At 65.2% G+C, this 12,348-nt stretch carries 13 protein-coding genes; 6 read left to right on the forward strand and 7 right to left on the reverse strand.

From position 1 onward, the window contains the following. Positions 1–61: 61 nt before the first annotated feature. Positions 62–898, reverse strand: a complete 837-nt coding sequence (locus tag K359_RS0107670; RefSeq protein WP_029078817.1) for a hypothetical protein — start codon at positions 896–898, stop codon at positions 62–64. A 229-nt stretch (positions 899–1,127) separates the two neighbouring features. Here K359_RS0107670 and K359_RS0107680 point away from each other — a divergent pair, with 229 nt between their 5' ends. The 3 genes from K359_RS0107680 (at position 1,128) to K359_RS0107690 (ending at position 3,849) form a co-directional block, all read left to right on the forward strand. Continuing rightward, a complete protein-coding gene (locus K359_RS0107680; RefSeq protein WP_029078818.1) occupies positions 1,128–1,343 on the forward strand; it encodes a hypothetical protein in 216 nt (71 codons plus the stop codon). Between the two features lie 158 nt (positions 1,344–1,501). After that, positions 1,502–2,290: an ATP-binding cassette domain-containing protein gene (locus K359_RS0107685; RefSeq protein ID WP_029078819.1), complete on the forward strand. Its 789-nt coding sequence runs from the start codon at positions 1,502–1,504 to the stop codon at positions 2,288–2,290. Further along, on the forward strand, positions 2,287–3,849 hold the full coding sequence (locus tag K359_RS0107690; protein WP_029078820.1) for an ABC transporter permease/substrate-binding protein: 1,563 nt from the start codon (positions 2,287–2,289) through the stop codon (positions 3,847–3,849). The genes K359_RS0107685 and K359_RS0107690 overlap by 4 nt, the downstream gene beginning before the upstream one ends. A 5-nt stretch (positions 3,850–3,854) precedes the next feature. On the opposite strand, the gene K359_RS0107695 is transcribed toward K359_RS0107690, so the two are convergent. Next, positions 3,855–5,567 carry a sulfatase-like hydrolase/transferase gene (locus K359_RS0107695; protein ID WP_029078821.1) on the reverse strand — a complete coding sequence of 571 codons (1,713 nt, stop codon included), beginning with the start codon at positions 5,565–5,567 and terminating at the stop codon, positions 3,855–3,857. 169 nt (positions 5,568–5,736) lie between these two features. Next, positions 5,737–6,450, reverse strand: coding sequence for a TetR/AcrR family transcriptional regulator (locus K359_RS0107700; RefSeq protein WP_029078822.1), 714 nt, complete (start codon positions 6,448–6,450; stop codon positions 5,737–5,739). 109 nt (positions 6,451–6,559) lie between these two features. Here K359_RS0107700 and K359_RS51415 point away from each other — a divergent pair, with 109 nt between their 5' ends. After that, a complete protein-coding gene (locus K359_RS51415) occupies positions 6,560–7,180 on the forward strand; it encodes a hypothetical protein (protein ID WP_035976313.1) in 621 nt (206 codons plus the stop codon). Positions 7,181–7,202: 22 nt separating this feature from the next. Here K359_RS51415 and K359_RS0107710 read toward each other — a convergent pair whose 3' ends face one another. Both K359_RS0107710 and K359_RS58290 read right to left on the reverse strand, forming a co-directional pair. Then, the gene (locus tag K359_RS0107710) at positions 7,203–7,436 is read right to left on the reverse strand and encodes a hypothetical protein (protein ID WP_029078823.1); all 234 of its coding nucleotides are present in this window, start codon (positions 7,434–7,436) and stop codon (positions 7,203–7,205) included. 28 nt (positions 7,437–7,464) lie between these two features. Beyond that, positions 7,465–7,818, reverse strand: coding sequence for a lysozyme inhibitor LprI family protein (locus tag K359_RS58290; RefSeq protein WP_245284540.1), 354 nt, complete (start codon positions 7,816–7,818; stop codon positions 7,465–7,467). 173 nt (positions 7,819–7,991) lie between these two features. On the opposite strand from K359_RS58290, the gene K359_RS0107720 reads away from it, so the two are divergent. Together K359_RS0107720 and K359_RS0107725 are read left to right on the forward strand one after the other, a co-directional pair. Further along, positions 7,992–9,011, forward strand: a complete 1,020-nt coding sequence (locus K359_RS0107720; RefSeq protein ID WP_029078824.1) for an adenylate/guanylate cyclase domain-containing protein — start codon at positions 7,992–7,994, stop codon at positions 9,009–9,011. Between the two features lie 288 nt (positions 9,012–9,299). After that, the gene (locus K359_RS0107725) at positions 9,300–10,406 is read left to right on the forward strand and encodes a DUF2336 domain-containing protein (protein ID WP_029078825.1); all 1,107 of its coding nucleotides are present in this window, start codon (positions 9,300–9,302) and stop codon (positions 10,404–10,406) included. A gap of 157 nt (positions 10,407–10,563) precedes the next feature. On the opposite strand, the gene ilvC is transcribed toward K359_RS0107725, so the two are convergent. Continuing rightward, on the reverse strand, positions 10,564–11,583 hold the full coding sequence (ilvC, locus tag K359_RS0107730) for a ketol-acid reductoisomerase (protein ID WP_029078826.1): 1,020 nt from the start codon (positions 11,581–11,583) through the stop codon (positions 10,564–10,566). A gap of 150 nt (positions 11,584–11,733) precedes the next feature. Further along, complete coding sequence (locus tag K359_RS0107735) at positions 11,734–12,342, reverse strand: LysE family translocator (RefSeq protein ID WP_029078827.1); 609 nt, start codon at positions 12,340–12,342, stop codon at positions 11,734–11,736. Positions 12,343–12,348 lie beyond the last annotated feature (6 nt).

A 12,348-nucleotide genomic window follows, 5' to 3' on the forward strand; every position in this document is an offset into this window, starting at 1 on the left:
ACGCCCCGCAACCGATGGGGGAATACAGGGCGATCCGTGCTGAAAGGCCGCGGCCCTGGCGTCAGATCTGCGGGCCGGACAGCGTGACCTCGCGCTCGGCGCGGAACACGTTGCTGTAGAGGTTCGCGATCCACTGGCGGCCGCTTGCCGTCATGTTCAGGCAGTTGATGGCGCCCTGGATGTGCGGCGCAACCATGTTCCAGTAAAATTGCGGATAGCGGTCGACGATATCGGCCGGCGATTCATAGCCGAGCTGGCGGTTGATGCCGACTTCCTCGAACTCGTGATAGAGCGCGTTGGCCTTCCTGATGTAGTTGGGATCGCCGAGCTGCCCGATGAAATCGGCCGCCCGGACGATCGCCGCCTCATCGTCATATTGCTGGCCTTCGGGCGCCGGAAAGCGCGTCCCCTCGATGTTGCGCGCGACGCGCTCGCGATCGAGCGGAAGCACGGCCTCGAGTCTATCAAGCACGTACAGCTTGGAGCGGTCGACATGATACGGCATCAGGCCCGCATCCGACGAGCCGCGCGGCAGCACCACCTTCTTGCCGGAGGCATCGATGACGTAGCCGTCCGGCCCATCTCCCTTCAGCAGGCCGCGTACATAACCGATGTCGTGGGTCAGGCAGGCGATGATCGTGTGGGTGTAGTCCTCGGCGGTGACGTGGGTGTGCAGCGCGCGGCCGCGGATGATGTCGTGCCCGGCCAGCGTGACCAGCATCGTATGTTCGACATTGTGATAGAGCGCATCGCTGTTGCCGATGCATTCCAGCGCGATGCGAGCGGCGGCCGGCAGCAATTCGCCGAAGCGCGCCTGCGAAGCTCCAAAGGTGCGGCTCACATGCGTTGCGAGAAACTTCTCCAAAGCACCTGCCGCCAACTCAGGTAACGTCATCATCGATGCAGCCCCGACCGCGCAACGTCCCTCGCTGGCCCCGATCTCACGTCGTAGTTGGGCGGCAACTATAGCGTATCTGCGCGCGTGCGGCTACGCGCTGGCGGACGCGGTGATTCGCTCCAGCCGTACTTTCCCGGTCTTGCCGGTCGCGGCGTCAAGGCTGCTGATAGTGGCATGAACCCTGCATGAGTCGGTACAGACCGGGTTAACCCCACCGATAAAGGCTATCATGCTCGTTACGCTCGTCGCCATCCTCTGCAATTCTCAGCTCTGTATGGAAAAGGTCGTTACCACCAGTGACCAATCCGGCATCACCATGGGAGCCTGCGCAGTGCATGCGCAAATCGGCATCGCCGACTGGCTCGCCAAGGGGCCATATCACGAATGGCACCTGCAGAGTTATAAGTGCATCATGGGCAAATACGTACCCAAGAACGAAGTGTGATGTATGCTCACAGCCCCCGAAGGGGCTGATCCACTTCAGTTGCCCGACTGGAAAAGCCTGCGGGGACCACGCGGCGCAGCCGCCTGCGCCTCAAGTCAAAGTCCGTTTTATGGGCTATCACTGTCGTTCACGATGGTGAGACATGAGGTTGCACTGGAATGCCCGCAACGCCGCTGATTGCCTACGCGCATGTCGGCAAGAGTTTTGACGATGGTCGCGTGGTGGCGGTCGACGACGTCTCGCTTGACGTGGCCGAGGGCGAATTCCTGGCTGTTGTCGGCGGCTCGGGCTCCGGCAAGACGACGCTGCTCCGGCTCGCCAACCGGCTGATCGAAGCCGACCGCGGCAACATCGCCGTTGAGGGCGAGGACGTCAGTCGCATCGACCCGATCCTGCTGCGGCGCCGCATCGGCTATGTCTTCCAGAGCGGCGGGCTGTTTCCGCATCTCACCGTCGCCGGCAATATCGGCATCACGCCGAAACTTCTCGGCTGGCCGCAGCCGGAGATCTCGGCGCGGATCGACGAACTGCTCGACCTCGTGCGGCTCGACCGCTCACAATATCGCGACCGTCTGCCGCACGAGCTTTCCGGCGGCCAGCGGCAACGCGTCGGCGTCGCGCGTGCGCTGGCTGCGAAGCCGCGCATCGTGCTGATGGACGAGCCGTTCGGCGCGCTCGATCCGCTGACCCGCGACGCGCTCGGCGACGACTATCGAACCCTGCACCGCGAGCTCGGCCTGACCACGGTCATGATCACCCACGACATGACCGAGGCGCTGCTGCTTGCCGATCGTGTCGCGGTGATGCGTGGCGGCAGGCTGCTTGCGCTGGGCACGCCGGCTGAGCTCACGGCCAGTACCGACGGCTATGTCGGCGAACTCATGCGCACGCCGCGGCGACAGGCCGAGCGGCTGGGCGCATTGCTGCCGCGGGACGGCGCGGCATGAGCCTGTCAACCGATCCGCGCTGGAGCGAGGCGCTTGCCCACCTGCCCGATTATCTCGGCAATCATGTGCGGGTCAGCGTCGCCGCGCTGGCGCTCGGACTTCTGATCAGCCTGCCGCTCGCGATCGTGGCCCGCAACCGGCCGGTGCTGCGCACCGCGCTGCTCGGGCTTGCCAGCATCGTGCAGACCGTACCCGGCCTCGCTCTGCTCGCGCTGTTCTATCCGTTGCTGCTGGCGCTCGCCGCGCTGACGGCGGCGTGGCTCGGCTTCAGCTTTTCCGCCTTCGGCTTCCTGCCCGCCGTGCTGGCGCTGGCGCTCTATTCGATGCTGCCGGTGTTGCGCAACACCATCACCGGACTGTCGGGCGTCGATCCCGCGGTGCTGGAGGCCGCCCAGGGCGTCGGCATGACGCCGGGGCAATCGCTCACCATGGTCGAGCTGCCGCTGGCTCTGCCGGTGATGATGGCAGGCATCCGCACCGCGGCGGTGTGGGTGATCGGCACCGCGACACTGTCGACGCCAATCGGCCAGACCAGCCTCGGCAATTACATCTTCGCCGGCCTGCAGACCCAGAACTGGGTGTTCGTGCTGTTCGGCTGCTTCGCCGCCGCCGTGCTCGCGCTGGTCGTCGACCAGTTGCTGGCGCTGATCGAGAACGGCCTGCGCAACCGCAGCCGGATCCGGACCGCGCTCGGCGGGCTCGGCATCGCCGCCCTGATCGCGGCAACGCTGGTTCCGGCGATCGCGCGTCCGCAGGCGCGCTACGTCGTCGGCGCCAAGACCTTCACCGAGCAATATGTGCTGTCGGCATTGATCGCGCAGCGGCTGCAGGCGGCCGGCCTTTCGGCCACGACCCGCGCCGGTCTCGGCTCCAACGTGATCTTCGACGCGCTCGCATCGGGGGATATCGATGTCTACATCGACTATTCCGGCACGCTGTGGGCCAACCAGTTCCACCACACCGATATCAAGCCGCGCGCCGAGCTGCTGGGCGAGCTCAAGACGACGCTGGCGAAGCAGGACATCACGCTGTTCGGCGAGCTCGGCTTCGAGAATGCCTATGCGCTGGTGATGCCGAGGAAGCGCGCCGACCAGCTCGGCATCCATTCGATCGCCGATCTGGCGTCGCGCGCCCCGACGATGTCGATCGCCGGCGACTATGAATTCTTCTCGCGGCCGGAATGGGCCGGCATCCAGAAGGCCTACGGCCTGACGTTCCGCGCCCAGCGCCAGATGCAGCCGGATTTCATGTACGCCGCCGTCGCCTCCGGCGAGGTCGACGTCATCGCCGGCTACACCAGCGACGGGCTGATCGCGAAATACGACCTGGTCACGCTCGCGGACGACAGGCACGCCATCCCGCCCTATGACGCGATCGTGCTGCTGTCGCCAAAGCGGCGCGACGACGAGGCCTTCAAGGCCGCGCTGCGGCCGCTGCTCGGCAAGATCGGCATCGCCGAGATGCGCGAGGCCAACCTGCGCGCGTCGGGCAATGACGCATCATCGTCGCCCGACGTCGTGGCGCGCTGGCTGTGGGAGAAGGTCGGGGGAAAATCGTAGGATCGCTAAAGTCCCTTGATGATCCCGGCGTCGATCAACATGCGGTTGAAGCGGCGCGCTTCCGCACCGTCCTTGCAGGAATAGAACGCGCCGTTGCAGCGAAGCATGATGGCCTTCTGCTCCTCGAACGACGGATCGAGCGGAATGCCCGCGGCCTCCTGGATCACCAGCGGCAAATAGGCGGCGTCGATCGTGTCCATCACCGCCGGGCTCTTCACCGGTTCGAAGTTGACGGCGTCGATCGCGTAATATGTCGCGTAGTAGCGCGGATCGTAATCCATCAGCTTCTTGCCGATGCCGGCCTCGTCGAGCTTGGGATCGAGCAGCTGCGGCGAGAACTCCGGCTGATGATCGCCATAGCGCACGATCAGGAACGGCTGCGCCGGGAACTTCTTCTTCAGCGCCGCGACGAAGCCGGCGTAGTCAGTGGCGCTCATCGCCTGCCGGCGCAGATATTCGTCGACCGACGGCGTGTTGCCCGGCTGCTTCCATGACGGCAGCAGATCGGGACGGAACTTGGTCTCCCACGGGAAATGGTTGGCGGCGAGATAGACGAAGGTGAACAGCGGCGTGGCTGATGTCTTCTGTTCCGCCATCAGTTTCAGCGCCTTGTCGTAGAAGAAGCTGTCGGGCTCGACGTCCTTGGCATGCAGATCATGCGCATCGTAGAACTGCTGGATGCCGGTCGTGGTCTGGAAGTTGCGCGCGCTCATGAAGGCGCCGAACGCCGGATACAGCGAGAGCGTCTCGTAGCCGCAGCGCCGCAGCGCCAGCGGCAGACCGCGCGCGACCCGGCCGGATGCGATGCGGGTGACGAAATAGGAGAAGCGGCCGAACGAGCGCGACGACAATCCCGCAAGCACGTTGTACTCGGTGAACCAGCTCGGCCCGCCATTGCTCTCGGCGAGGAACTTGCGCTCGACGCCGTCATAGGACTTGAACTGGCTGCCATAGCCCGGCGGCACCTTGATGCCGGAGGCGGCACGGATGTCGAAGCTCGATTCATCATGGATCATGATGATGTTCGGCCGCCGCCCGGCGGGATGGCAGGCGTCGACCAGCGGCACCTTGAGCTGCTCGCTCGCGGTTGGATCCGACTCCATGAAGCCATAGGCGACGAAGTCGGACACCGCGGTCACGCCGGAGCGCGCGAATTTCGACAGATAGCCGTCGTCGTAATAGCCGCGCCAGGCTTCATCGGGCCAGGCGAAGGCATAGCCCGAGAGCGCTGCCGTGCAGGCAAGGCAGGCGGCCGCGGCCGGCAGGCGGCGGATGCGGAACGGATCGAGCCACCACAGCGCGTACATCAAGGGTAGCGTGACGAGGCCGGCACCGATGATCGACCAGCGCAGGTTCGGGAAGATCGTGAGCAGGAACGCCGCGGTGTCGCGGTCGATCACCATCAGGTCGACGAAGTTCGCGGTCATCTGCACCACGTCGTGCTTGAACCGCGACAGCAGCACCAGCACCACGACCAGCGTCAGCGACAGCGCGCCCGACAGCGCCGGCCGGCGCAGCAGCGCGATGAACAGGAAGTTGAGAATTCCCCAGGTGAGCAGGAAGCAGAACCGCGAGCCGAAATCGGTCTCGGTCCGCAGCATCAGGATCAGCGCGCCGAGATGCGGCGCGGCGACCGCCATCAAGCGCCAGATGCCGAGCGCGACGAGACCGCCGGCGAGCGCGGCAACGGAAGAGTTTTGCTGAGGCGCGGGCGCCATGGGCGGGACGCAATACAAACCCGGCGCAATGGCACGGCCTTGACTGGCAATGGCCAGGAGGCACACCGCACAGCCGGTGTCTGCGCCGTGTCATAAAACCGTATTTGAATCGTCATGAACGCGCAATGAATTTACCCGCCCGGGTGTGCCGTGGCCGGCAGCGCGCGGCTTAGACCTTGGCCGCAGGTGCCGCGCTCCCCGCGATGCCGGCAATGAAGAGATCGACGATGGCCGCGGCCATCTGTTCGACCTCCGTTTCGCCGACACCCCAGCGCGGCAAGTGACCGTCGATGTGCATCCGCGCAAAGCCATAAACCAGCGCGCGGCCGGCGATCTGGACCTGCTTGAGGTCGCGCGCTGCGAGCTGACCGGCCGCAAATGCCTCCGCCAGCGTGCGCTCGGTCAGGCCGATCAGCTCGGCATTGTCGCTGGAGACGCCAGCCGAGCGGTCGTGGTCGAAGAAGCGGCGGCTGGAGATGATCTCGAAATGGGTCGGGTTCTTCATCGCCCAGCGCAGATAGGCGATCCCGAGGCAGCGGAAGCGGCCGAGCGGATCGCCCGGCGGCGCCTCGGCCAGCGCCGCCCCGATCTCGGCGCGGAAGCGGCGCTGCGCCTCCTCCGCCACCGCGTTCATCAGGGCGTCCCGGCTCGGGAAATGCCGGAACGGCGCCCCCGGCGAGACCCCGGCGCGGCGGGCGGCCTCGCGCACGCTGACCGCCTCCGGCCCGCCCTCGCCGACCAGTTGCATGGCGGCATCGATCAGGACCCGGCGGAGGTCGCCGTGGTGGTAGGGCTTGGCCGCCGGTGCCCGCGCTGGACGCGGCTTGGACGACCGGCGTCCGGCAGGTTGGCTGCTGGGGGATCTCTTGGCGGGACGGCGCATGGCGCACCTCTAGCATCACCCGCTTGTGAATGTAAGCACCGATTACACAGATTGACCTCCCGCACCCGCGACATGTAACTGGTGATTACATCAACAGCGGAGGCGGGATATGGCGACGGGTCGAAACTGGTTCGAGGGCTGGCGGCTGTTCGGCCTGCTCACGCTGACCCTGATCGGGCTTTCGATCTGGATCGCCGCGATGCGGCAGTTCGAGGTCGAGGGCGTGCGGATGGTGATCCGCTTCACGGCGCGGACCTCGCTGCTGTTGTTCTGCCTCGCCTTCTCGGCTGCCGCGCTGGCGCGGCTCTGGCCGAACGCCTGGACGCACTGGCAGCGCCGCAATCGCCGCTATGTCGGCGTCACCTTCGCGGCCTCGCACGCCATCCATGCGGTCGCGATCGCCGCGTTCGCGGTGCTCGATCCGGCAGGCTTCGCGGCCGCGACCTCGGTGGTGTCGTACGTCTTCGGCGGCATCGGCTATGTCGTCATCATCGCGCTGACCGCGACCTCGTTCGATCGCACGGCTGCGATGCTGGGTCCGCGCGCCTGGCGCACGCTGCACCTGGCCGGCGGCTATTATCTGCAGCTGCAGTTCATGGTCTCGTTCGGCAAGCGGATTCCGGAGATGCCGCTCTACGCGCTGTTCCTGGTGCCGCTTGCCGTCGTGTTCGCGCTCAGGATGATCAGCATGGCCGCGCGGCCCGCGCCACGCCCGGCACAGGCGAGCTGAGGCACGACCGGATCAGGTCCCCTCACACAAGGTGAAACTTGCGGCCGAGCTGGCGATGAACCGACAGCACCGCGCGATCGACGTCGCTGATCAAACTGTCGCCGAGCACGACGTTCGGAATCTCCCAGTTGCGCCCGATCTGCGCATCGGGCAGCGCGGCGACCGTCGGCACGCGCGCGGTCTCGCAGCCGGGCTGGGCGCGCAGCGCCGCCTCCGCAAGCTGGGTCAGTTCGTCCTGGTTTTTTCCGTCGCTCATGACCGCGGTCGTGACTCCGGAACATGGCTCACTGATGGCCAAGATTCTCCAGTTCCTTGGCCCGGGTCTCGGTCATGCTGCGCATGCACTCGCCGGCATCGAGGCGGGCGATGGTGCCCTCCCCGAGGTCGTAATACAGGCAGTTGGCGTCACGGTACTGGATCCACAGCCGTTGCGCGGTGCGGAGCTGCTCGCGCTGCTTGTCGCCGGCGGCATCCTTCAGCGCCTGCTGATAGGCGACGTTCATCCGCTTGTCCCATTGCGCGGTTTTGGCCTTCAGACACTCGACCATCTGGTAGGTGTTGCCGCCGCAAGACTGCTCGGGATCGCCCTGGTCGCCGGCATGAGCCGCCGAAGCGAGGGCGGTGACGAAAACGGCCATGATCAGAGGCCTTAGCTTAAACACCGTTTTCATGCCGCCGTCCCTTTCCGATCGATCCCCGCGATCGAACCATACATTAGTGCCGCTGCAGCGTATCCCGTTCACCCCGACCGCGCCGTGCAACCGCTAGCCTTCCCGATCCGCGCAGGATATTTCATGGATGTGGAGGGACCATGCGGCGCGCGGTGACGCCTGCGATCGTTCTGGCCGTGTTCGGCCTGCTCGTCGGCGGGCTGTTCCGCTACGCCTTCGACGAGTCCGACGAGGCCTCCGTCGCGAACTATGCGCGCAGTGCCGTCGAGGGCGCCGCCATCAGCCTGACCCTCTGGGCGACACATCTCTATCTGGTCGCGCGCGGCAGCTGGCTGCGACGACAGCCGCTGATTGTCGAGTTGATCGTCCGCTCCGTCATCCTGGCCGTCGTCGTCGCGATCGCCGCGATTGTGCTGGAGATCATCCTGTACGGGCATGGGCTCGAGGCGAAGTGGATTCGCGACACCTTCCTGAAGATCATCGGCGTCGGCCTCTTGATGTCGATCCCGGTCACGACGATCTACGAGCTGGTCCGGATGATCGGCGGGCGGACGCTGCTCAGCGTCGTGCTCGGACGCTACCGCCAGCCGGTGCGCGAGGAGCGCGTGCTGCTGTTTCTCGACCTGGTCGGCTCGACCTCGCTGGCGGAAGCGATGGGCGAGCTGCGGGTGCAGCAGTTGCTGACCCGCTTCTTCTCCGACATCGACGGCGCCATCGTGGCGCATGGCGGCGAGGTGCATGCCTATGTCGGCGACGAGGTCATCGTGACATGGCCGGCCGGTGCGGACGAGACATCGCGGCGCTATCTCGACTGCGTGTTCGCGATCGAGGACCGCCTGGCCAGGCGGGCCGATCACTACCGCAAGGAGTTCGGCGTGGTGCCCTCGTTTCGGGCCGGAATGCACGCCGGTCCGGTCGTGATCGGCGAATGCGGGGACTCGCGGCGACAGATCGCCTATTTCGGCGACACCGTGAACGTCACGGCGCGGCTGCAGGCGCATTGCAAGGAGGCCGGCCGGCCGCTGCTGATCTCGGGCGAGCTGCTTCGCCTGCTGCCTTCGGAGCAGGATTTCGTCATCGAGCCGCTCGGCTCGACCCAATTGCGCGGGCGCGCCGCATCGATCGACATCTTTGCCGTCGCGCGGCGTGCGTCGTCCTAAATAATCCCTTAATGCGCATTAGAGCGCTTTCGAGCGAAGTGGGCACCGGTTCGCGTGAAGAAAACGCGTCAAAACAAGAAGCTAGAACTTCGGTTCTGATTCAATCAGAACCGAAGCTCTAGCTCCGACGGCTCCGTCGAAAGCGCAAATTGCATCGTGTCCGGTCGCGCCCTGTTAAGGATGCGATGCACCCGTATTTGCACCGGGTTCCACCTTAACGCACGTGTAAGACCGCGCCCTGCATGGTGCAGATCAGGTGTCATTCAACAAAAACAAGGTTGCCCATCGATGGCGCAACAGGCGTCACAATCGATTATTGCCGAACTCGAAGATGCGGTCCGGGACGGAACATCCGCCAAACGCGTGCAGACGCTGCGGCAAGTCACCGATCTGTTCCTGAACGACGGCGACCGCCTCAACGATGAACAGGTCAAGGTGTTCGACGACGTGCTCTGCCTGCTCGTCGCGCGCGTCGAGACGCGTGCGCGCGCCGAGCTCAGCAAGCGGCTCGCGCCGCTCGACTACGCGCCGTTTGAGGTGATTCAGCACCTCGCCTGGGACGACGACATCGGCGTCGCGGGCGAAGTGCTGACCCACTCCAGCCGCCTCTCAAGCGACGCACTGCGCGAGATCGCGAGCAGCAAGGGACAGGATCATCTGTTCGCGATCTCGGCGCGGGAAAACCTGCCCGCTTCCGTCACCGACGTGATCATCGACCGCGGCGAGGACAGAGTGATCCGGCGGCTCGCCAACAACGCCGGCGCGCAGTTCTCCGACAACGGCTATTCCTCGATCGTCGCCCGCGCCGAAGGCGATGACGAGCTGGTCGAGATCCTCGGGCTGCGCATCGACATTCCAGCCAAGCTGCTGCGCGACCTGCTGCAGCGCGCCAAGGATACGGTGCGCGCCCGCCTGCTCGCGATCGCGTCGCCCAGGGCGCGCGAGGAGATCAGCCAGGTACTGAACGACATCGCGCAGGAAGAGGCCGCCGCTCCGCGCCGCAACTACGGCATCGCCGAAGAGCTGGTCAAGCTGATGAAGCAGCTGAACGAGCTCGATGACGCCGCCGTCTACAAATTCGCCGAATCCGGCAAGTTCGACGAGGTCACGGTCGCGCTCGCCGTGCTCAACGACATGCCGATCGCGATGATCGAACGCCTGATGCTCGGGCTGCGCTCGGACCTGATCCTGATCCCGTGCCGCTCGGCGCGGCTGAACTGGCCGACGGTCGAAAGCATCCTGCGCAAGCGGCCGCTGCCGCATTCGATCGACAACGCAACGCTCGAGATCGCGCAACGCGATTACCGGCGGCTGTCGCTGGAGACCGCGCAGCGCACCGTGCGGTTCTGGCAGCTTCACAACAGAATCGAGAAGCAGCCGATCGCGGCCGGTTAACTGCCGCTGACGTTCGTTCTGAATAAAGGGTGGGCAACGCGCCCACCCTTTTCGATTCGGTGCGTAGGGTGGGTTAGCGAAGCGTAACCCACCACTTCTCCCGCCGCGGCGCAAATGGTGGGTTACGCCTTCGGTTAACCCACCCTACGCGTCAGCCTTAGTTCTTGGTCTTGTCGACCAGCGCGCCCTTCTTGATCCAGGGCATCATGTCGCGCAGCTTGGCGCCGACTTCCTCGATCGGGTGCTGGGCGAGCTTGGCGCGGGTCGCCTTGAACGAGGTCTGGTTGACCTTGTTCTCCAGCATCCAGTCGCGGGCGAACTTGCCGCCCTGGATGTCGGCGAGCACGCGCTTCATCTCCGCCTTGGTCTCGGCCGTGACGATGCGCGGACCGGTGACGTATTCACCGTATTCGGCGGTGTTGGAGATCGAGTAGTTCATGTTGGCGATGCCGCCTTCATAGATCAGGTCGACGATCAGCTTCACTTCGTGCAAGCACTCGAAATAGGCCATCTCGGGCGCGTAGCCGGCCTCGACCAGCGTCTCGTAGCCGCCCTTGATCAGCTCGACCAGGCCGCCGCAGAGCACAACCTGCTCGCCGAACAGGTCGGTCTCGCACTCTTCCTTGAAGGTGGTCTCGATGATGCCGGCGCGGCCGCCGCCGATCGCCGAGGCGTAGCTGAGGCCGAGGTCATGGGCGTTGCCCGACGAATCCTTGGCGATCGCGATCAGGCAGGGCACGCCGCCGCCGCGCTGATATTCCGAACGCACGGTGTGGCCGGGGCCCTTCGGCGCGATCATCAGCACGTCGAGGTCGGCGCGCGGATCGAGCAGGTTGAAGTGCACGTTGAGGCCGTGGGCGAACACGAGCGCCGCGCCCTTCTTCATGTTGTCGTGCAGGTGCTCGCGATAGATGTCGCCCTGCAGTTCGTCCGGGGTCAGCATCATGACGAGGTCGGCCCACTTGGCGGCCTCGGCGACCTCCATCACCTTGAAGCCGGCGGCTTCCGCCTTCTTGGCCGAGGCCGAGCCCTTGCGCAACGCAATGGCGACTTCCTTGACGCCGGAATCCTTCAGATTCAGCGCATGGGCGTGGCCCTGGCTGCCATAGCCGACGATAACAACCTTCTTGCCCTTGATCAGGTTCAGGTCGGCATCGCGATCGTAGTAAACTCGCATCGTGGTTTCCTCGTTTGAAGGGGGCCAAAATCGGCCGATGAATCAGGCTTTCGGAAGGTCAGAACCGCCGGGCGCCCGCAAATTTCCGGCGTTGTCTAGAGCATTTTTCCCCTCAGGGGAAACCCCCATCTCGCATGGCGCGGTGCGGCATCATGCGTCCATGAAGACCGGGTAGAGCGAGGCCAGGAGCAGGATGGCCATGACTACGTTGAAGGCACGGATCGCCCGGGGCGAGGTCAGGATCGGCCGCAGCGCGGTGCCGAACAAGGCCCAGACGACGCAGGACACCGTCCCCAGGATCAGGCTCAGGCCGACCTGGATCGCGATGTTCCACGGGAAAGCGGCAATCGCCGCATAGGCCGTGATGGTGCCGATCACCATCACCCAGCCCTTGGCGTTGATCCACTGGAACAGGGCCGCGCCCCAGAACGTCATCGGGCCGCGGCCGCCCCTGTCGTCCTTGTCCGCCGAGGGCGGCTCGGCCATGGCGATGACGGCCGCGAGATAGACCAGATAGGCCACGCCGCCATATTTCAGGATCGTCTGCAGCACCGGATAGGCGATGAAGACCGCACCGAGCCCGACCCCGACCGCCCCGACCATGAAGGCGAAGCCGACCGTGATGCCGACGATGTGCGGCACGGTGCGGCGGAAGCCGTAGGTCAGCCCCGACGACAGCAGCATGATGTTGTTGGGACCCGGCGTGAAGAACATCACGACCGCGAACACGACAAAGGCGAACAGCAGCGAATTCGACATGGTGCC

It is taken from the genome of Bradyrhizobium sp. th-b2, assembly GCF_000426785.1.
In the GTDB taxonomy this organism is placed as follows: domain Bacteria; phylum Pseudomonadota; class Alphaproteobacteria; order Rhizobiales; family Xanthobacteraceae; genus Bradyrhizobium; species Bradyrhizobium septentrionale.